Raw genomic sequence first — 20704 nt, forward strand, 5'->3', positions numbered from 1 at the left:
CTTTCAGTATCTTGACATTATAAAAGAAAAAGCTCCAATCTTCATTGGAGCTTTTTCTTTTATAATAGAATCTGAGATTATTTACTCAAATACATTTTTCTTCTAGAGTACAATTCGTAAAATTGATCGTCTTTTAAGTCATCAATAAACAAGATGCTTTCTCCTGTCGATTTCATTTCTGGCCCTAACGCTTTATTTACATTCGGGAATTTACTGAAAGAGAAAACCGGTTGTTTGATTGCGTATCCTTTTAATTGCGGATTGAAATCAAAGTCAGTTACTTTATTGTGACCTAACATTACTTTTGTAGCGTAGTTTACATAAGGTTCTCCATAAGCTTTTGCAATAAACGGAACCGTTCTTGAAGCTCTAGGATTTGCCTCGATGATGTAAACTGTATCATCTTTAATTGCAAACTGAATGTTGATTAAACCAACAGTTTTTAAAGCTCTCGCAATTTTATGCGTATGATCTTTAATTTGCTGCATTACAAATTCTCCTAAGTTGAAAGGAGGCAATGTTGCGTTACTATCTCCAGAGTGAACTCCACAAGGCTCAATGTGCTCCATAATTCCGATGATGTAAACATTTCCATCAGCATCACAAATCGCATCAGCCTCAGCTTCGATTGCTCCTGCTAAGTAATGATCTAAAAGTAATTTGTTTCCTGGAATTGCTTTCAACAAATCGATAACGTGCTCTTCCAACTCTTTTTTGTTGATTACAATCTTCATTCCCTGACCTCCTAATACATAAGAAGGACGAATTAAAAGTGGGAAATCTAAAGTATCTGCCAATTTTGAAGCTTCGTCAGCCGTTTCAGCGATTCCGAATCTTGGGAAAGGAATATGCAATTCAGTCAATAAATCTGAGAATCTTCCTCTGTCTTCTGCTAAGTCAAGTGCATCAAAACTAGTTCCGATAATTTTTACTCCGTATTTAGATAATTTATCTGCTAATTTAAGAGCTGTCTGACCTCCCAGCTGCACAATTACACCTTCTGGTTTTTCGTGTTGAATAATGTCATAAATATGCTCCCAGAAAACTGGCTCGAAGTATAATTTATCAGCAGTATCAAAATCTGTAGAAACCGTTTCAGGATTACAGTTAATCATGATCGTTTCGTAACCACATTCTTTAGCTGCTAAAACTCCGTGTACACAAGAGTAATCAAATTCGATTCCCTGACCAATTCTGTTTGGTCCAGAACCAAGAACGATTACTTTCTTTTTATCTGTAAGAACACTTTCGTTATCTACATAACGCTCTCCATTTGCTTTTTCGATTTCTGCCTCAAAAGTTGAGTAGTAATAAGGTGTTTTAGCTTTAAATTCAGCCGCACAAGTATCAACCAGTTTAAACACACGGTTGATGTTTTTCTCCATACGTAAAGAGTGAACTTCACTTTCTAGACAGTTCATCATGTGAGCCAATTGTCTGTCAGCAAAACCTTTTTGCTTTGCTTCAAGCAATAATTCTTTAGGAAGATCAGAAACTTTGTAGTTTGAGATTTCTTTTTCTAAAGTATAAAGCTCTTCGTATTGTTTTAAGAACCACATATCGATTCTTGTAATTTCGTGAATTGTACTCAACGGAATTCCCATTGCAATTGCATCGTAAATTACGAAAACTCTGTCCCAGCTTGCGTGAGTCAGTTTATCGATAATCAATTCGTAATCTTTATATCCTTTTCCGTCTGCTCCTAAGCCATTTCTCTTAATCTCTAAAGATTGAGTCGCTTTGTGAAGTGCTTCTTGGAAAGAACGTCCAATTCCCATAACCTCACCTACAGATTTCATCTGAAGACCTAAAGTTCTGTCTGAACCTTCAAATTTATCGAAGTTCCAACGTGGTATTTTTACGATTACATAATCTAAAGTTGGTTCAAAAAGAGCCGAAGTAGATTTTGTAATCTGGTTTTGCAACTCATCTAAGTTGTATCCTAAAGCTAATTTAGAAGCAATTTTTGCAATTGGATATCCAGTTGCTTTTGATGCTAAAGCAGAAGAACGAGATACACGAGGATTGATCTCGATTGCTACGATATCTTCTTTTTCGTCTGGTGAAACTGCAAATTGTACGTTACATCCTCCAGCAAAATTTCCGATACTTCTCATCATTAAGATAGCGTAATCACGTAATTTTTGAAAAGTGGTATCAGATAATGTCATCGCTGGCGCCACTGTAATCGAATCTCCCGTATGGATTCCCATTGGATCCATATTTTCGATAGAACAGATAATTACAACATTGTCATTTTTATCTCTTAAAAGCTCTAACTCATATTCTTTCCATCCCATTAAAGCTTTATCAATTAAAACTTCGTGAATTGGAGAAGCTTCAAGTCCGCGAGTTAAAAGCTCATCAAAATCTTCTTTTTTGTAAACCACAGCTGCTCCAGTTCCTCCTAGTGTAAACGAAGGACGAATTACAAGCGGGAAACCAAATTCCTGAGCGATTTCTTTTCCTTCAAGGTAAGAAGTAGCTGTTTTTGCAGGTGCAGTTGGTACATTAATTCTTTCTAAAAGCTGCTTAAACTGCTCTCTGTCTTCTGTAATATTAATAGCATTTACATCAACACCGATTAATCTCACTCCGAAATCTTGCCAGATTCCTTTTTCTTCAGCTTCCAAACACAAGTTTAAGGCTGTTTGCCCTCCCATTGTTGGTAAAACAGCATCAATTTGTGGATGTTCCTTAAGAATTTCAATAATCGATTTTGTCGTTAAAGGTTTCAAATAAATATGATCGGCCATAGATGGGTCGGTCATAATCGTCGCTGGATTCGAGTTAATCAAGATAACCTCAATTCCTTCTTCACGAATCGAGCGCGCAGATTGAGATCCCGCATAATCGAATTCGCAAGCTTGGCCAATAACAATAGGTCCTGAACCTATTATTAAAACTGATTTTATTGATGTGTCTTTAGGCATTTTGTATGTATTGTGTAGTTATTTACGATTTAAAAAAACTTTTCTAGTGCACTATAAACTAGAAAGTTGAGAGATTTTTTACCGACAAGGTATAAAAAAAGGCGATACTAAAAAAGTAATCGCCTTATGTATGTTTATACAAACATTATTTTTTGTGTCTAGGCTCGCTAGAAACAGTTAATTTATGTCTTCCTTTTGCTCTTCTACGCGCTAGAACTTTTCTTCCATTCGCAGAAGCCATTCTGTCCATAAATCCGTGCTTATTTCTTCTTTTTCTTTTCGATGGTTGAAACGTTCTTTTGCTCATTGCTTTGTATCTTTAAAAATGGTATCTATTAACTCGTTTATTTGGTTTTGGATATCGTTGTTCAAAAACCGAGTGCAAATATACAAAGACTTTTTTTTCTGGCAAGTACTTTTATAAAAATATTTTTAATTCCTTTTACTATCTTTGCAATCACAAATTTACAATAATTATGTTTCACAAGAATATTAAACTTATTTTGGCCGGACTTCTTGTAGTGGCGGGCATTTGGCAATTTACAGAAAGTAATATTGGGAATGGTATATTCCTTATCTTATTGACTGCAATTCCAATTTTTCTTTATTTTAAAAACGAATTTATCCTTTTAGCCTTCCTTAAATTAAGAAAACAAGACTTCGAAGGTGCTAATAAATGGTTATCATATATCAAAAATCCAGAAGGTGCATTAGTAAGAAAACAACAAGGATACTTAAATTACTTACAAGGTATTATGTTATCTCAAACTAATATCAACCAAGCGGAGAAACATTTCAAAAAAGCAATCGAACTTGGATTATCAATGGATATGGATTTGGCTGTAGCTAAATTAAACCTTGCTGGAGTTGCGATGTCTCGCAGAAGAAAATTGGAAGCGACTAATTTATTAAACGAAGCTAAAAAATTAGACAAACAGGGAATGCTGAAAGAGCAAATCTCTATGATGAAAGAACAAATGAAGAAAATCTAATTTTCTAAATTACAATATTATAAATCCCAAATTCCAAAAGAGTTTGGGATTTTTTTATTTTAGATTGTTGAGTTTAGATTTTAGATTTTCTACTAAAGACTTTCTTTAGTTTGTCATCCTGAGGAACGAAGGATCACACTAGAAAATCCATACAGAGAATCGCCAATCTTTGTAGAGTTACGAGCGCGATCCTTCGTTCCTCAGAATGACAAGGTTGTGAGTAATTCTTTGTGTGTTTCTTTGTGTGTTTCTTTGACAAAGAAAAAACCAGTAAAATTTATTTTTCTAATCCTACAGTATCAATGGTAAATGTAGGCGGTATTTCAAATATGACCATTTTATTAATTTCTTTCAAATCTATCTTCTTATTTGTTTTAGCAAACTGAAGATTCAGTTTAATTTTTTCTAGAACTTCACCAAAATACCAAAATTGTTGAGGACCAGCATTTCCATGAATTTTAAGTTTCTTTGACCGCTTTTTATCTTGTAGAATGAAACCGTAAGTTGTTCCATCATCCATATCATTATTTTCAAAAGTTTCATTTTTAGGAAAAGTAATAGTATCTAATATATTTTGAATCCTTTCTTTCTCGTCTTTATTTAAAATTGTAAAAGTCGTTTCTTTTTTAAATCCATAAGTATCTATACAATAGAGCGTATCAGAAGAATTAAACTTCAAATAATAAGATTCATGGATATTCCATTTAAAAAATGTAAAATCGCAGTCTCTCTTTGAGGATTTACATCCTACTAAAATTAACACCAAAACGATTATACTGATTCTCACTTTTTTTCTTGAATTACTTTATGGAGTTACTTGCGAAGATTTCTCCCTAAGGTCGAAATGACAAGATTGCGTGCAAATTTTCTTAAATGCATCTTTGTCAAAGTTTAAAACTTTGACAAAGATTAAAAATCCTCAAAGTATTGGAATTTGGAATTTTTAAAATTGGAATTTCACTCAAGTATAATAGAAGGCAAATTCTCATTCAGCCATTTGTACTTATTCAAGATCATAATATGTGTCCCTCCTTTGACTAAAATACATTTATCAATATATTTAATCGGAAAAACATCATCTTTATCTCCGTGGATATGCACTACATTTTCATCAATTTTATCTCGCTCCCATAAAATTACACTTTCTACCGCCCATTGCAGATATCCTAAATCACGGACAGATAAAAATTTCTCATACAATTTAATTCGCTTATTGACTTTTTCGCCAAATGAAAATTTAGCCAATTTCTCAACATTCAGAATTAACTGCATCGGAATTAGTTTGTAAGCTTTTGTCCTCTTCCCTATTTTCATTCTTCTCGGGAACTCCAAATTGCTTCTTACACTCGATATAATAATAACTTTTCGTGCTTTTATATGTTTCGAAATTTCCTGAACTAGGATTCCTCCAAAAGAAACTCCGACTAACACAGGATTTTCGTGTTTTATATTTTTACTAATTCGAAGTGCATAATCTGATAAAGATTCTTTCGGATTTGGAATTTCCCATTCCAAAAGATGCATTTCAAAAGTATCTTCATCCAATTTTATTCTTTCAAAAATAGATGAACTCGCAGCCAAACCTGGCATAAAATAAACTGGAATTTTACTCATAATATTAAAATGAAATTACCATTAAAACCTTTATTCTAAAAAATAAAGTTACTTTTTTTAATGTCATGATAATCAAATTTCAGACCTATTTTATAGCAATTCAAAAAAAATCCAAGTTCAAAACAAAAACTTAAAGTTTATAGCTGCAAAAAATAATTTAATATTGAAAATCAAATGATTACCTTTGCAATTCGAAATATTTCTTGAATTTAAAACTTATAAAGAATTTTCTTTCAATAAAATTTCGAGTCCCAAATTCACTATTTACCAATAACCTAACAAGAAATTACTATGGAATCTTCTGTAACTATGGAAATCAAAGACAACACTTTTGCACGCCAATTTGAAACTGTCATCCCCGAAGGAATGTTAGCAGTTGAGTATTCATTTCAAGAAAAAAAAATCTTTTTAACCAAGATCAATAAACCAGATTCATACGAGAACGAAGAAACGATCAATATGCTGCTTAAAAATATATTAGATTTAAGTTCTGAAAAAAATTACAGAGTAGTTCCTATTCACCCAAAGATTGTTTCGTTTTTCAAAAAAAACCCTAGATACAAAGAATTACTTCCTCCAGGAATCAGAATCTAAAAATATCCAATTACTCGGAGCCACAATCCTCCTATTACCATATAGATAAAGAGCATAACCAAACCAGTTATAAGCCCTTTGACCCACCAGCTCTTTAGGTCAACGTAACCGCTCCCGAAAAATACGGGTGCCGGACCGTGACCATAGTGCGTTAAAGTTCCGTAAAGAGATCCGACAAAACCAAGCATAAATGCTAGCAATAATCCTGGAATTCCGAGCGAAACACCCACACCAAGCAAGGCTGCGTACATTGCTGCAACGTGCGCAGTTGCACTTGCAAAAAGATAATGACTAAAGAAGTATACCAATATAATGATTGGAAAAGCCATCTGCCAGCTTAATCCGCCAATTTCTGCTTTTACTAAATCGCTAAACCATGCGATAAAACCTAATTCATTAAGCGAACTGGCCATCATTACTAGAACAGAAAACCACACAATGGTATCCCAAGCTCCTTTTTCGGCTTTTACATCATCCCAAGTCAAAACTGAAGTTAAAAGTAAAATTACCAATCCGATAAAAGCTGTTGTTGTTGCATCGATAGAAAGCAGATCTCCTGTCATCCAAAGAAAAAGCAGAATAAAAAAGGTCAGCAACATCATCCATTCATCTCTAGTTATTGCCCCCATTTCTTTCAATTTCTGTGTTGCAATCTGCGGTGCATCCCCAGTCTTTTTTAATTCTGGAGGATAAATTTTATAAAGAACGAACGGAATTACAATAAAAGCACATAACCCCGGAACAATTGCCGCCGCCGCCCAAGACATCCAGCTAATTTTTATTCCTAAATTAAGTGCAAACTTCTGACACATCGGATTACTCGCTGTTCCTGTTAAAAACATCGAAGAAGCAATCAGGTTCATATTATAACTATTTAAAGTTAAATAAGCCCCTAATTTCCTATGCGTTTCAGGTTTGTCAGGCATTGAACCAAAACTCATCGACATTGATTTCATGATCGGATAAACAATTCCTCCTCCTCTAGCCGTATTACTTGGAACAGCTGGCGCTAAAACCAAATCTGCCAATCCTAAACCATACGCGAGTCCTAAAGAACTTTTTCCGAATATTTTTATAAATAAAAAAGCAATTCTGTTTCCCAGACCTGTTTTTATAAATCCTCTTGCTATAAAAAATGAAATTCCGATCAGCCAGATTACCTTATCCCCAAATCCTTTTAATGCTAATGTGATCGATTTTCCAGGATCTCCTGGAGCCAAAACCTGAGACATCGCCGTTAAAGCAATTGCAATCATACACATTGTTCCCATCGGAGCCGCTTTTAAGATAATTCCTAAAATAGTAGCTACGAAAATGGCAAATAAATGCCAAGCTTCTGTTACAACTCCTTCTGGAGCTGGAACAAACCAAATGGCAACCAAAACTGCCAGCGTAATTAGGGTCTGTGGAATTTTTACTTCTTTCATAAAAACAAAGATTAAGTGAATTAAATTCTGAGCTGTAACTGAATTAAAAATAAATTATCGTTGTAGGTTGACGTATCTGGAATACTCTTATCAAATCTGTCAATTTCAAATCCCATCTCGATACGTCCTGTATACGATTTTCCGAATTCCAAACTAACCATTGGCGTGTAAGTGGTGCGCACATTTGAATCGATTTTGTAGCTCGGATCAAAAGTTTCGTAGCGGCAAGAAATTTCAAATGCGGTGAGTTTTTTATAATCTACTACATATCTAAAATTCGGCAGAAAATAGATCCCGCGCATTTGATAATCTGCAACATTCTCTGTACGGCTAGCAACTGGTAAAGAATAATATAAATTATGGTTTGTTCCTTGCTTATATTCTATCTGCAAATCAAAACTAAGTTTATCGGTTATTTTAAAATCACTGGTAATATCTGCTCCTAATGCAAAAACATCTTCCTTAAAGACTTTTCCAAAACCTCCGTTTAAACCCAGATTAATTTTATGCTCTTTTGACAAACCAAAAACCCATCTTGAAGAATATTGTTTTCCGTTATCTTTATCCATTTCTACATTTTTCCCATTTCCGTTTAAAATAGAAACCGCATAATTCACTGGGATTTTTCCAATATCAAAACCTCCTGTCGCTGATGCTCCAATTTGAAAACTTGTCCATCCATTTTTTCCAAATTCATAATACTGATTCGAAAAATCAAAAGATTTAATAATATCTACCGGAACAAGCTCCTCAAGACCAAATGCTGGACGAAATTGCCCTCCTGTTAAAGCTATATATTTATTAAAAGTATATTTCCCGTAGGCATTTTCAAGAACTTTTCCCTTTGGATCAGATTTAAAATCGGCTAAATTGACCAGAATTACAATTTCTGTAGTCTCGCTTAACTTTGTATTTAAACCCACACGCATTCTTTTTATATCAAAAGAACTTTGAACTGCATCTCCCGTTGAATGATGAGTTCCTAAAACGTCTACATTATCTCCAAAACTCTCTAGATATCTTGCTTGAAGAAGCCCTTTTAATTGAAATTGCGGATATTTTACTTCTTCACTCTCTTTTTTATCAGCTCCTTGATTCACATCTCCTTGGGCGTAGAAAAAAAATGGCGTTATAAAAATAAGAAAAAAAAATGGCGATAGTAGACTTTTACTCATAGGCTTAAATTAAATGAAACAGCAATGCTTATATAGTGATTTAAAAATCAGCGTTCTATTCTTGATCAAAAAACTTAATTACTTACAGTCAACACGAAATGGGAATACTAAAGTAACAAAAAAAGATATTTTATGTAAAAAAAATTGCATTAAAATACTGTTACGAATATTGCAACAAAGAAAAAGGGCATAAGAATAAACTTATGCCCTTTAAAAATTATATTGAAAAATATTATTTCTCGATCTCTCTCATAGAATCCATTTTCTTATGCGCTAAGAAACCAGCCACATCTTCAAAGTGTTCCTTCACTCTTTTATTTCCAAATTCAAAAACTTTCGTCGCTAATCCGTCAAGGAAATCACGGTCGTGAGAAACCAGAATCAAAGTTCCGTCGAAATCGCGTAAAGCATCTTTAATAATGTCTTTGGTTTTCATATCCAAGTGATTCGAAGGCTCATCTAGAATTAACAAGTTAACTGGCTCCAACAATAATTTAATCATTGCCAAACGAGTTTTCTCTCCTCCAGAAAGCACTTTTACTTTTTTAGTAATATCGTCACCTTGAAACATAAAAGCTCCTAAAATATTTTTGATTTGCGTTCTGATATCACCAACGGCAATACTATCGATTGTTTCAAAAATAGTAGCATTTTCATCTAATAAAGCCGCTTGATTTTGAGCAAAATATCCGATTTGTGCATTATGACCAATTTCTACGCTTCCAGAATCAACGCCGATTTCTTTCATAATGGCTTTAATCATTGTCGATTTTCCTTCACCATTTTTTCCAACAAAAGCCACTTTTTGTCCGCGCTCGATTACAATATTTGCATCTTTAAATACTACGTGATCTCCGTAAGCTTTAGACATTTCTTTTACAATAACAGGATATTGCCCAGAACGTGCTGCTGGCGGGAATTTTAATCGTAAAGCCGATGTGTCTACTTCATCAACCTGAACAATTTCCAATTTTTCAAGCATTTTTACACGAGACTGAACGGCATCTGTTTTAGAGAATGTTCCCTTAAAACGATCAATAAAAGCTCTGTTGTCTGCAATCATTTTTTGCTGCTCATCATATGCTTTTTGCTGGTGAATTCTACGATCTTTTCTTAATTCTAAATAATGAGTATATTTTGCTTTATAATCATAAATCCTTCCCATTGTAACCTCAATAGTACGATTGGTGATATTATCAACAAAAGCTCTATCGTGCGAGATTACCACTACAGCTTTAGCTTGGTTTAGCAAAAATTCCTCTAACCACTGAATACTTTCAATATCCATATGATTCGTTGGCTCATCTAGCAAAATCAAATCAGGTTTTCTCAATAGAATTTTAGCCAACTCGATACGCATTCTCCATCCTCCTGAAAATTCAGAAGTTTGACGTCCAAAATCTTCACGTTCAAAACCTAAACCAACCAAAATTTTCTCAACTTCAGCTTCGTAGTTTACTTCTTCAATTGCATAAAATTTTTCGCTTAAGTCAGAAACTCTTTCGATCAATTTCATGTATTCGTCACTTTCATAATCTGTACGAACTGTCAATTGCTCATTAATAGCATCGATTTCAGCTTTCATTGTAAAAATCTCACTGAAAGCTTTTGATGCTTCTTCCATAACCGTTGCACCATCTTCGGTAAGCAAATGCTGTGGCAAGTAAGCGATTACAGCTTCTTTTGGAGCAGAAATACTTCCGGTTGAAGGTTTGTTTGCACCTGCAATTATCTTTAAAAGTGTAGATTTTCCCGCACCATTTTTACCCATCAGGGCAATTTTGTCATTTTCATTAATAGCAAAAGAAACATCGCTAAAAAGTGTAGTTCCACCAAACTGAACCGAAATATCGTTAACTGTAATCATTTGTGTTTGTTAATTTGTTTAATCGGTTAATCGTTTATCTGACTACCCATTTTTTTTTCGTGCTGCAAAGATAGATTAATTAGATAATTAGGCAATTTGAAAATTAGATAATTATGAAAATGTGTTGTCCAGATAATTTACAAATTAAATAATGTCTTAATCGCAAAGAACGAAACCCCAATCATTTTTTAATATTTCAAAATTTTAGTCTTAACTTATACTATAATTTTAAAAATCAGCAAAATATGAGAACGAAATTAAAACTGACAATCTGCTTAATTACGGGATTACTATTTGGACTTACTACAAATGCACAAAAAACTGTAATTAAAAAAGAGGCTTTACCGGGAAACGCACAAACATTCTTAAAAACACATTTTGGATCTAAGAAACCTAGCTATATATTAGAAGACAAAGAAATTCTATCTACAGAATACAAAGTTCAATTTAGCAATCAAACAGAAATTGAATTTGACAAAAAAGGAAACTGGAAAGAAGTGGATGCTAAAACTGGAAAAGTTCCAAAATCTATTATCCCAAAAAAAATTGCTTCTTACATAAAAGCAAATTTCCCTAAAGAAGACGTAACCAAAATAGAAATTGGTTCTTCTGGATATGAAACAAAATTAACCAATGGTTTAGAATTAAAATTCAACTTAAAAGGGGATTTTACTAAGATTGATAAATAAGTAAAATTAGAAAATATGTCAATTAGGAAATTAGAAAATTCTCTAAAACCTTAAAATAACAAAACCCGACAGGTTTTAAAAACCTGTCGGGTTTGCTATAATTATCTAATTAAATTAGTCTTTTCTCCATTTTTTTGTTTCTTCAAAAATGTGCTCCATAATTGCAACTTCCGTTGCATCGAATTCTATATTTCTTCGGCTCATCACTAACCTCGCTGTTTCAAAAGCTTTTTTAGTTACATAAGTTGTAAAACCTGCTGCTCCTCCCCAAGAAAAACTAGGAACAAAATTACGAGGAAATCCAGAACCAAAAATATTAGCGCTTACACCAACAACAGTTCCTGTATTAAACATCGTATTGATTCCGCATTTACTATGATCTCCCATCATTAAACCACAAAACTGAAGTCCGGTTTTAGCAAAACCTTCTGTTTCATAGCTCCATAATTTTACTTCTTCGTAATTGTTTTTTAGGTTTGAGTTATTAGAATCTGCTCCAATGTTACACCATTCCCCTAGAACAGAATCTCCTAAAAATCCTTCATGCCCTTTATTTGAATTGGCAAAAAGAACTGAGTTTTTAACTTCTCCGCCTATTCTCGATCCTGGCCCAACAGTCGTTGCACCATAAACCTTCGCCGACATTTTTACCATTGCATTTTCACATAAAGCAAAAGGTCCGCGAATAACCGTCCCTTCCATAATTTCGGTATTCTTACCTATATATATAGGACCGTTTGAAGCATTTAGAGTTACAAACTCTAGTTTTGCACCTTCTTCAATAAAAATATTTTCTGGAGCAATTACATTAACGCTTTTAGGAATGGGTTGCGAAGTACGATCTTCTGTCAAGTATTTAAAATCTTGACGAATCGCTGCATCGTTTTTTGAGAAAATATCCCAAGTATGCTCTATCGTAATACAATCTTCATTGTACTGAATAATTTCATAAGAATCAAAATCGACTTCTTCTTGGTTTTCGTTTGCAAAAAATGCAATTACATCTTCACCTCTAAAGATTGCTTGGTTTTCTGTTAAATTAGAAACCATCTCTGCAAGAGTATCATTTGGCAAATACGCTGCATTGATCATTACATTTTCCTCCATTTCAACCATTGGGAATTTCTCCGATAAATATTCCTCTGTTATAGTCGTGATTGTTGAACCAAGATATTTTTCCCATTTCTGGCGAATTGTCATGATTCCTACCAAAATATCAGCTACTGGTCTTGTAAAAGTAAAGGGTAATAAAGCATTCCGAACGGGACCGTCGAAAAGAATGTAGTTCATAAATAATTGAGTGTTTGTTAAAATTTGATTTGGTTACCTGGCACCAAAGTTACAAATATTTTACCGGTTTAGTAAAAAACCATTTTAACGAAAAGTAATATTTAACGCATAAAAAAAGCCTTCCAGAATTGGAAGGCTTTTGTATAATGTAAAACAGCTATTATTTTTTAGCGTGTTTAGCGTATTTAGTTTTGAATTTATCAATACGTCCTGCAGTATCGATAAGTTTAGATTTACCAGTATAAAAAGGGTGAGATGTTCTAGAAATCTCCATTTTTACAACTGGATACTCAACTCCGTCAACTTCAATTGTTTCTTTTGTATCTGCAGTAGATTTAGTGATAAAAACGTCATCATTAGACATGTCTTTAAATGCAACTAATCTGTAATTCTCTGGGTGAACTCCTTTTTTCATCTTGTCTTTTTATTTATTGTTAATAGAGCATCTTCATTTTGAAGCTTTTTCATGGTTAGAAAAAGGTATAAACAAGCAATACTCTTTTTTGTTTAAAAATTTAATTATTTTTGAGTGTGCAAATTTACAATTCTTTTTTAATAAACAAACAGTTAGCTTATTTTTTTTTAGTTTATTTCGAAAAGCTTTTTTTATATCCGATTATAGTGGGAATTACTATATTTGTGGATTAATTTTAAACCTATCACAATATGATTAATGAAGTTATAAAAAAGAACGGCGTTACTTACGGAATCATCTTAGGAATTATTCTGGCATTAATTACAGCAACTATCTATGCCGTAGATTTAAAATTATTTGTTTCAGGCTGGATTGGCGGTTTAACTTTTGTTATTTATGTAGTAATTGGAATCGTATTACTTACTAAAACAAAAAAAGACATCAATGGTTTTTTCTCTTTCAAAGACGCTTTTACAACATTCTTTATAACTACAATAATTGCTCTTGCAATTTCTACTTTGTTCAGCATCCTATTATTTAATGTAATTGATCCTGAAGCAAAAACAACTATAAGCGAATTATTGGTTAAATACATGGCTGAAACATTACAGAAATTTGGAACTCCAGCCGCTAAAATAAATGAAGCCTTAACTAAAATGAAAGAAAATAATCCTTTCTCAACTGTTGAACAATTAAAAGCTCTTATTTTCAGCATTATTGGCTATTCAATCTTAGGATTAATTTTAGCAGCATTTTTTAAAAGCAAATCTACACAAGAATAAAAATATAAATGAATTTATCTATACTTATACCGCTTCTAAACGAGGAGGAATCACTTAAAGAACTCTACACATGGATCATTAAAGTGATGCAGTCTAACAATTACTCTTATGAAATCATTTTTGTAGATGATGGTAGTACAGATAATTCTTGGCAGATTATTGAAAGTTTCTCTAACGAAAACCCTAGTGTAAAAGGGATTCGTTTCATGAAAAACTTTGGAAAATCTCAGGCTTTACATGCTGGTTTTGCAAAAGCAAAAGGTGATGTTATTATTACCATGGATGCTGACTTGCAAGACAGCCCAGACGAAATTCCTGAATTGTATGAAATGATTATAAATCAGAAATACGATTTGGTTTCTGGATGGAAAAAGAAACGTTACGATTCTGTTGTGGCCAAAAATCTTCCTTCAAAATTATTTAACTGGGCGGCTAGAAAAACTTCTGGCGTTGAGCTAAACGATTTTAACTGCGGATTGAAAGCCTACAAAAATGTCGTGGTAAAAAACATTGAAGTTTCTGGCGAAATGCACCGCTATATTCCTGTTTTGGCTAAAAATGCTGGATTTGGAAAAATTGGCGAAAAAGTAGTCATTCACCAAGCTAGAAAATATGGTGAAACAAAATTCGGAATGGAACGTTTTATAAACGGTTTCTTGGATTTGATTACGATTTGGTTTTTATCAAGATTCGGAAAAAGACCTATGCACTTATTTGGCGCAATGGGTTCTCTAATGTTTATTATCGGATTTTTATCTGCCGGATACATTGGTGTTTCCAAACTATACCACATGTATACTGGAATGAAATATACTTTGGTTACCAACAATCCGTGGTTTTACATTGCTTTAACCACTATGATTCTTGGTACTCAATTATTTTTAGCAGGTTTCTTAGGCGAAATTATCTTAAGAACTAAAAGCAATGAAGCACGTTACAAAGTAGCCCGAGAGGTTAATTTTTAACGAAGCGCCCTAGCCCTGATGGGAACGGCATCCTTTTGTGGTGGGGTTCACCACAAAAGATATAGTGGACAGCAGGATTAGCTCCTGAAAAAGGCCTTATCTTTAATTAAAACTTAAAAAAAACATATGAACATTGCACCAAATATATTAAACGCTGTAAACGAATGGTTGACACCAACATTCGATCAAGAAACGCAAGCTGCTGTTAAGGAATTAATGACAACTTCTCCTAAAGAACTTGAAGAAAGTTTTTACAAGAACCTAGAGTTTGGAACTGGAGGAATGCGCGGTGTTATGGGAATCGGAAATAACCGAATCAATAAATATACGCTTGGAAAAAATACTCAGGGATTATCTGATTACATGCATCAAGTTTTTCCAAACGAACCTTTAAAAGTAGCTATTGCTTACGACTGTCGCCATAATAGCAACACTTTGGCAAAAGTGGTAGCTGATGTTTTCTCGGCAAACGGAATTCAAGTGTATTTGTTTTCTGATTTAAGGCCAACTCCAGAATTATCTTTTGCACTTAAATATTTAAAATGCCAGTGCGGAATTGTTTTAACAGCTTCTCACAATCCACCAGAATATAACGGCTACAAAGTTTACTGGCAAGATGGTGGGCAAATTGTTCCGCCTCAAGACAAAGAAATTGTCAATGTAATTGAAAGTTTGGGTTACGATAAAATCAAATTCAATGCAAACGAAGATTTGATTGAATACATTGATACTGAAATAGACAAAGCATTTATAAAATCGTCTATTGAAAATGCAAGTTTTAATACTCCAGCTGAAGCTAAAGACAACCTTCATATCGTTTTTACTTCATTGCACGGAACTTCTATAAAATCAATTCCAGATACTTTATCGCAAGCTGGATACAAAAATGTTCATATTGTTCCTGAACAGGCTATTCCAGATGGAAATTTTCCAACAGTAAAATCTCCGAACCCAGAAGAACCAGAAGCGTTAACAATGGCTTTGGCTCTAGCAGATAAAACAAATTCTGACATTGTAGTGGGTACAGATCCTGACTGCGACCGTTTGGGAGTTGCTGTTCGCAACAACGATGGTAAAATGATTTTATTGAACGGAAATCAGACTATGGTTTTAATGACTTCTTTCTTATTGAAACAATGGAAAAAAGCAGGTAAACTAAACGGAAAACAATTCGTAGGTTCAACAATCGTTTCTACTCCAATGATGATGGAATTGGCAACAAGTTATGGTGTTGAATGCAAAGTAGGATTGACTGGTTTTAAATGGATCGCAAAAATGATCAAAGATTTTCCTGAGCTTGAATTTATCGGTGGTGGTGAAGAAAGTTTCGGATTTATGGTTGGCGATGCCGTTAGAGACAAAGATGCTGTTGCTGCTACCTTATTAATATGCGAAGTTGCTGCTCAAGCTAAAGCTGCAGGAAGCTCTGTTTATAAAGAACTTTTACAGCTTTATGTTGAAAATGGTTTCTACAAAGAATTCTTAGTTTCGCTGACTAAAAAAGGAATGGAAGGTTTACAAGAAATCAACCAAATGATGATTGATTTACGCGAGAATCCTTTGAAAGAAATCAACGGACAAAGAGTTATTATGGTTGAGGATTACCAATCGTCTATTGCTTTAAATTTATTAGACGGTTCAGAATCGACAATGGAAATCCCAAAATCGAATGTATTGATTTATTATACAGAAGACGGATCAAAAATTTGCGCTAGACCTAGTGGAACGGAACCTAAAATTAAATTCTACATTAGTGTAAATGCTGAAATCGCATCGGTTTCTGATTTTGATGAAGCAGAGAAATTCTTAGATAGCAAAATACAAAATATCATTGCAGACATGCAGTTAAACTAAACCTGCATTTCTCAATTACACAATTTTGCAAATTGCATGCAGAATTAACAAGTTCGATATCTTTGAACTCTGGTTTACAATCTTGAAAGTAAATCAGAGTTTTTTTTATAAAAAAAACTAAAAAGAAATTGAAAACACCTCAATTGGATTAATTTTGTGCATTGAAAATTACATGCTCAAAATAAATACTAAAACCCAAAAGAGCTGACCAACCAAAAGAAAATAACATCAAGAAAAATAAATGAGTAATTTCAAAAAAATAGTTCCTTTTATATATCCGTATAAAAAATACGCATTCTTAAATATCTTTTTCAATGTTTTGTATGCGCTTTTCAGCACACTTTCGTTTGTTGCTTTAATACCAATGCTTCAGGTTTTATTTGAAAAAGGAAAAAGAGTAGAAATAGAGCCAGTTTACGAAGGCATTTTTAAAATAAAAGAATATGCCGAAGATTACCTGGCTTACTACATTACCACCGCACAAAAAAACCATGAACCTGGTTATGTTTTATCGGTAATGGTCGCTATTATCATTTCGATCTTTTTACTTAAAAACTTAGCCGATTATTTGGCGATGTTTTTTATTAATTTCCTTAGAAATGGAGTATTAAAGGATATGCGAAATGCTTTGTACAAAAAAACACTAGAACTCCCTTTGGCCTTTTATTCTGAAAAAAGAAAAGGAGACGTAATTTCTAGAATTTCAGCTGACGTAAACGAGGTTCAAAACTCTTTCTTAGCCATCTTGGAACTTATTGTAAAAGAACCTTTAACGATTATCTTTACCATAACCACAATGCTTATCATTAGCGCTAAGCTAACTTTGTTTGTTTTCATTTTTATTCCTGTTTCTGGATATATTATTTCATTGATTGGAAAACAGCTTAAAAAACAATCAACCAAAGCCCAAGAAGAGCAAGGAAGATTCCTTTCTACGATCGAAGAAACAATTGGCGGATTGAAAGTTGTAAAAGGATATAATTCTGAAAATTACTTTAATAAAGTTTTTCAAAACTCGACAGAGCGTTTTTTCACTTTATCAAATAGTATTGGAAACCGCCAAAACTTAGCTTCTCCAGCAAGTGAATTTATGGGAATTACCGTAATTGCTATTTTACTTTGGTACGGCGGTCAGATGGTTTTGATTGACAAAACACTAGAAGGCGCTGCGTTTATTGCTTACATGGGATTAGCTTACAACATTCTAACTCCTGCAAAAGCAATTTCTAAAGCTTCTTATGGAGTAAAAAGAGGAAATGCCGCAGCAGAACGTGTACTTGAAATTTTAGAACAAGAAAATACTATCGTTTCTAAAGAAAATGCTGTTGAAAAAACTTCTTTTGATGATAATATCACTGTTCAAAATGTAAACTTTAAATACGAAGAAGAAACAGTTTTAAAAGATTTTTCTCTTCAAATAAAAAAGGGACAAACTGTTGCTCTTGTAGGACAATCTGGAAGCGGAAAAAGTACAATTGCAAATTTATTGACTCGCTTTTACGATGTTAACGATGGTTCGATTTCTATTGACGGCATCAACATTAAAGACATGAACCTGCAATCACTTCGTAGCTTAATGGGATTGGTAACACAAGACAGTATCTTATTCAATGATACCATTAAAGCAAATATCGCTTTAGGAAAATTGGACGCTACTGATGACGAGATTATCGAAGCGCTTAAAATTGCGAATGCTTTTGAGTTTGTAAAGGATCTTCCGCAAGGAATCTACACAAATATAGGTGACAGTGGAAATAAGCTTTCTGGAGGTCAAAAACAGCGTTTATCTATTGCTCGTGCCGTATTGAAAAATCCGCCGATTATGATTTTAGATGAAGCGACATCGGCTTTGGATACAGAAAGCGAAAAATTTGTTCAGGAAGCATTAGAAAACATGATGCAGAACAGAACGTCGATTGTAATTGCACACCGACTTTCGACTATTCAGAAAGCAGATGTGATTGTCGTAATGCAAAAAGGAAAAATCGTTGAACAAGGAACTCATGAAGAATTAATTGCCCACAACGGAACTTACAATAAACTTGTAACCATGCAGTCTTTCGAATCGTAAGAACACATCAAACACCAGATTAATTTACACAGATTAAGGAAATATTAAAACTCAGTTTAATTTCTTTAATCTGTGTTTATTTTTATAACTTTAGGTTGATTAAGAACAAATCTTGTAACTCTACCAAAAATGTATCTTAAAAACCCCAACATAAAACTTCCAGATGACTCTGATACTATTGTGTGGAAATATCTTGATTTATCTAAATTTCTAGACCTTTTACTTTCTAAAAAACTATTCATGTCGCGTTCTGACAAGTTTGAAGATCAGTACGAAGGCACTTTTAGCGAACCGACTTACGAAGAAATTAAAAAGCTAGCGGCAGATAACCCTGAATTTTTAAATTACTACAAAACACATCGCGAAAAAGTAGCCATAAGCAGCTGGCACATCAATGAATATGAATCTTTTGCCATGTGGCAGATTTTTACCAAAAACAACGAAGGCTTAGCTATTCAATCTACAATTGGAAGACTGCAAAAAGCAGTAAAACCAGAAAACAATTTTGACCAGTTTATCGGCGAAGTAAATTACATCGATTATAAAAAAGAATATATTCCGTTTGATGATTTATTCTTTCCGTTTTTATTTAAAAGAAAGAGTTTTCAATACGAGAGGGAAGTCCGTATTCTGAGTGATACTTCCAAAAGCGATATTAAATTAAACGACGGTTTAAAGATCAACGTCGACATTAATCAATTGATCGAAAAAATATATATTCACCCAAAATCTGAAAACTGGTATAAAAAACTGGTAATTGAATTGGTTGAACGTTTAGGATTTGGTTTCGAAATCGAAAAATCTGATCTTGAAAGTGATATATTGATTTAAAGATGCTAAGGTGCTGAGATGCTAAGATTCTAAGTTTTTTTTGCCACAGATTAAAAGGATTAGAAAGATTTTTTCCCGTTTCTGATTTGATTATGTTCCGTAGGAACATTTCATCGGTAGAAAAAATTATATTGTTTTGGTTAATTACGTTCCGTAGGAACGTTTGATTTAGACATTTTTTTGACAATCCAACACATCAAACGTTCCTACGGAACGTAAATTGATTTGTCATCATTTTTTTCTACCGACCAGACATTCCTACGGAATGACGGCTTGATGTATAAAAATAAAAAACGCTGTTTTCATTAATAAAAGCAATTTAAAAAAGAGAGGCAGTTTCAACTTATTGAAACAGCCTCTCTTTTTTATAAATCTTTTTAATCCTTTTAATCTGTGGCAAAAAAAAACTTAGAATCTTAACATCTCAGAACCTTAGCACCTTAAATCGGCTTATAACTCTTCACTTCCCATTTTTTAGAACCTAAGTCTATGTAATTATAATGTAAAACATCGTTCTTATCAAACTGACCATTTTGGTTGGTATCTTCAATGGTTCTAAAATACAGACGATTTTTAGATTCAATTAAACTCCAATCTACCAACTCTTGAAGATCTGCTGAAACTTTTGTGAAATTTTCTCCACTGATATCACTTAAGTACAAAGTTTTAATATCGCTTGTATCAATTTTTCCGTCTTTATTAGTATCTGAATCTGTTAATGTATAAACCATAACATTATTATGCGTTTTATCTGCAACGGTTTTCAGAAAAGTAGCTGTTAAAATTAGAACTGGTTTATCTGATAAAGGTCGGATAGAATCTGAATCTACTTTTTGGAATTTTAAATTCTGAAGATATCCTGTAATTTCATATTCTCCTAAATTAGAAATCGTAAAACTTACATCATTAACGCTCGAAGAACCAAATCTTGCCTTAGATCCTCTTTCAAAAACTCTTAAATCTCCAACTGGATGAATTAAATAATTGGTTCCTTCCAATTGAATTGGCAAATCGGCGATTTCAATCTGGGTTGTATCGGTTTTAGTAATGCTCACTTTATTTGAAGCACCGTAGCTTACTTTTGGTTTTTGAACTTCTTCTCGGCAGCTTATGACTGTTCCGATAAGTATAAGGGCGATATATTTAAAATACTTTTTCATCTACAATGATTATATACGATTATCAAATATACTATTTTTGATTGT

18 protein-coding genes are annotated in these 20704 nt (G+C 33.3%); 8 read left to right on the forward strand and 10 right to left on the reverse strand.

Annotated elements, in window-relative coordinates:
• Positions 1 to 77: 77 nt before the first annotated feature.
• Both carB and rpmH read right to left on the reverse strand, forming a co-directional pair.
• Positions 78 to 2933: a carbamoyl-phosphate synthase large subunit gene (carB, locus tag QLQ95_RS03935; RefSeq protein ID WP_482502719.1), complete on the reverse strand. Its 2856-nt coding sequence runs from the start codon at positions 2931 to 2933 to the stop codon at positions 78 to 80.
• A 145-nt stretch (positions 2934 to 3078) separates the two neighbouring features.
• Entirely contained in the window at positions 3079 to 3240 is a 162-nt protein-coding gene (rpmH, locus tag QLQ95_RS03940) for a 50S ribosomal protein L34 (protein WP_008464848.1), read from the reverse strand.
• A 169-nt stretch (positions 3241 to 3409) separates the two neighbouring features.
• On the opposite strand from rpmH, the gene QLQ95_RS03945 reads away from it, so the two are divergent.
• On the forward strand, positions 3410 to 3925 hold the full coding sequence (locus QLQ95_RS03945; protein WP_011921618.1) for a hypothetical protein: 516 nt from the start codon (positions 3410 to 3412) through the stop codon (positions 3923 to 3925).
• A 277-nt stretch (positions 3926 to 4202) separates the two neighbouring features.
• Here the strand turns inward: QLQ95_RS03945 and QLQ95_RS03950 are convergent, their stop codons facing one another.
• Both QLQ95_RS03950 and QLQ95_RS03955 read right to left on the reverse strand, forming a co-directional pair.
• A complete protein-coding gene (locus QLQ95_RS03950; RefSeq protein WP_482502722.1) occupies positions 4203 to 4712 on the reverse strand; it encodes a hypothetical protein in 510 nt (169 codons plus the stop codon).
• Between the two features lie 170 nt (positions 4713 to 4882).
• The gene (locus QLQ95_RS03955) at positions 4883 to 5539 is read right to left on the reverse strand and encodes an alpha/beta hydrolase (RefSeq protein ID WP_320493172.1); all 657 of its coding nucleotides are present in this window, start codon (positions 5537 to 5539) and stop codon (positions 4883 to 4885) included.
• Positions 5540 to 5830: 291 nt separating this feature from the next.
• Here QLQ95_RS03955 and QLQ95_RS03960 point away from each other — a divergent pair, with 291 nt between their 5' ends.
• A complete protein-coding gene (locus QLQ95_RS03960) occupies positions 5831 to 6133 on the forward strand; it encodes a GNAT family N-acetyltransferase (protein WP_250837246.1) in 303 nt (100 codons plus the stop codon).
• On the opposite strand, the gene QLQ95_RS03965 is transcribed toward QLQ95_RS03960, so the two are convergent.
• The 3 genes from QLQ95_RS03965 to QLQ95_RS03975 form a co-directional block, all read right to left on the reverse strand.
• Entirely contained in the window at positions 6130 to 7560 is a 1431-nt protein-coding gene (locus tag QLQ95_RS03965; protein ID WP_250837247.1) for an anion permease, read from the reverse strand. The genes QLQ95_RS03960 and QLQ95_RS03965 overlap by 4 nt on opposite strands.
• Positions 7561 to 7580: 20 nt before the next feature.
• Positions 7581 to 8735, reverse strand: coding sequence for a porin (locus QLQ95_RS03970; protein WP_482502725.1), 1155 nt, complete (start codon positions 8733 to 8735; stop codon positions 7581 to 7583).
• Between the two features lie 232 nt (positions 8736 to 8967).
• Entirely contained in the window at positions 8968 to 10602 is a 1635-nt protein-coding gene (locus QLQ95_RS03975; protein ID WP_482502727.1) for an ABC-F family ATP-binding cassette domain-containing protein, read from the reverse strand.
• Between the two features lie 245 nt (positions 10603 to 10847).
• Here QLQ95_RS03975 and QLQ95_RS03980 point away from each other — a divergent pair, with 245 nt between their 5' ends.
• Positions 10848 to 11291: a PepSY-like domain-containing protein gene (locus QLQ95_RS03980; protein ID WP_095929510.1), complete on the forward strand. Its 444-nt coding sequence runs from the start codon at positions 10848 to 10850 to the stop codon at positions 11289 to 11291.
• Between the two features lie 114 nt (positions 11292 to 11405).
• On the opposite strand, the gene QLQ95_RS03985 is transcribed toward QLQ95_RS03980, so the two are convergent.
• The gene (locus QLQ95_RS03985; protein WP_482502729.1) at positions 11406 to 12581 is read right to left on the reverse strand and encodes a GlmU family protein; all 1176 of its coding nucleotides are present in this window, start codon (positions 12579 to 12581) and stop codon (positions 11406 to 11408) included.
• 160 nt (positions 12582 to 12741) lie between these two features.
• Complete coding sequence (locus QLQ95_RS03990) at positions 12742 to 12996, reverse strand: type B 50S ribosomal protein L31 (RefSeq protein WP_007804523.1); 255 nt, start codon at positions 12994 to 12996, stop codon at positions 12742 to 12744.
• Positions 12997 to 13247: 251 nt separating this feature from the next.
• Between QLQ95_RS03990 and QLQ95_RS03995 the strand changes: the two genes are divergently transcribed.
• The 5 genes from QLQ95_RS03995 (at position 13248) to QLQ95_RS04015 (ending at position 19499) form a co-directional block, all read left to right on the forward strand.
• Positions 13248 to 13778 (forward strand): DUF4199 domain-containing protein, encoded by a 531-nt coding sequence (locus QLQ95_RS03995; protein WP_428239149.1) that lies wholly within the window; start codon positions 13248 to 13250, stop codon positions 13776 to 13778.
• Positions 13779 to 13786: 8 nt separating this feature from the next.
• Complete coding sequence (locus tag QLQ95_RS04000) at positions 13787 to 14743, forward strand: glycosyltransferase family 2 protein (RefSeq protein WP_095929506.1); 957 nt, start codon at positions 13787 to 13789, stop codon at positions 14741 to 14743.
• 126 nt (positions 14744 to 14869) lie between these two features.
• Entirely contained in the window at positions 14870 to 16597 is a 1728-nt protein-coding gene (locus tag QLQ95_RS04005; RefSeq protein WP_320493169.1) for a phospho-sugar mutase, read from the forward strand.
• A 241-nt stretch (positions 16598 to 16838) separates the two neighbouring features.
• The gene (locus tag QLQ95_RS04010; protein WP_428239148.1) at positions 16839 to 18668 is read left to right on the forward strand and encodes an ABC transporter ATP-binding protein; all 1830 of its coding nucleotides are present in this window, start codon (positions 16839 to 16841) and stop codon (positions 18666 to 18668) included.
• A 129-nt stretch (positions 18669 to 18797) separates the two neighbouring features.
• Positions 18798 to 19499: a hypothetical protein gene (locus tag QLQ95_RS04015; protein WP_095929503.1), complete on the forward strand. Its 702-nt coding sequence runs from the start codon at positions 18798 to 18800 to the stop codon at positions 19497 to 19499.
• A 440-nt stretch (positions 19500 to 19939) separates the two neighbouring features.
• Here QLQ95_RS04015 and QLQ95_RS04020 read toward each other — a convergent pair whose 3' ends face one another.
• Positions 19940 to 20659 (reverse strand): hypothetical protein, encoded by a 720-nt coding sequence (locus tag QLQ95_RS04020; protein ID WP_482502732.1) that lies wholly within the window; start codon positions 20657 to 20659, stop codon positions 19940 to 19942.
• Positions 20660 to 20704: the final 45 nt, after the last annotated feature.

The organism is Flavobacterium sp. B330r (assembly GCF_056824325.1).

Coding starts and splice junctions, on each gene's coding strand:
- QLQ95_RS03990 (WP_007804523.1), bottom strand. CDS start 12,996: ATGAAAAAAGGAGTTCACCCAGAGAATTACAGATTAGTTGCATTTAAA.
- QLQ95_RS03945 (WP_011921618.1), top strand. CDS start 3,410: ATGTTTCACAAGAATATTAAACTTATTTTGGCCGGACTTCTTGTAGTG.
- carB (WP_482502719.1), bottom strand. CDS start 2,933: ATGCCTAAAGACACATCAATAAAATCAGTTTTAATAATAGGTTCAGGA.
- QLQ95_RS04005 (WP_320493169.1), top strand. CDS start 14,870: ATGAACATTGCACCAAATATATTAAACGCTGTAAACGAATGGTTGACA.
- QLQ95_RS03995 (WP_428239149.1), top strand. CDS start 13,248: ATGATTAATGAAGTTATAAAAAAGAACGGCGTTACTTACGGAATCATC.
- QLQ95_RS03985 (WP_482502729.1), bottom strand. CDS start 12,581: ATGAACTACATTCTTTTCGACGGTCCCGTTCGGAATGCTTTATTACCC.
- QLQ95_RS03960 (WP_250837246.1), top strand. CDS start 5,831: ATGGAATCTTCTGTAACTATGGAAATCAAAGACAACACTTTTGCACGC.
- QLQ95_RS03980 (WP_095929510.1), top strand. CDS start 10,848: ATGAGAACGAAATTAAAACTGACAATCTGCTTAATTACGGGATTACTA.
- rpmH (WP_008464848.1), bottom strand. CDS start 3,240: ATGAGCAAAAGAACGTTTCAACCATCGAAAAGAAAAAGAAGAAATAAG.
- QLQ95_RS04010 (WP_428239148.1), top strand. CDS start 16,839: ATGAGTAATTTCAAAAAAATAGTTCCTTTTATATATCCGTATAAAAAA.
- QLQ95_RS04015 (WP_095929503.1), top strand. CDS start 18,798: ATGTATCTTAAAAACCCCAACATAAAACTTCCAGATGACTCTGATACT.
- QLQ95_RS03955 (WP_320493172.1), bottom strand. CDS start 5,539: ATGAGTAAAATTCCAGTTTATTTTATGCCAGGTTTGGCTGCGAGTTCA.
- QLQ95_RS03965 (WP_250837247.1), bottom strand. CDS start 7,560: ATGAAAGAAGTAAAAATTCCACAGACCCTAATTACGCTGGCAGTTTTG.
- QLQ95_RS03970 (WP_482502725.1), bottom strand. CDS start 8,735: ATGAGTAAAAGTCTACTATCGCCATTTTTTTTTCTTATTTTTATAACG.
- QLQ95_RS04020 (WP_482502732.1), bottom strand. CDS start 20,659: ATGAAAAAGTATTTTAAATATATCGCCCTTATACTTATCGGAACAGTC.
- QLQ95_RS03975 (WP_482502727.1), bottom strand. CDS start 10,602: ATGATTACAGTTAACGATATTTCGGTTCAGTTTGGTGGAACTACACTT.
- QLQ95_RS04000 (WP_095929506.1), top strand. CDS start 13,787: ATGAATTTATCTATACTTATACCGCTTCTAAACGAGGAGGAATCACTT.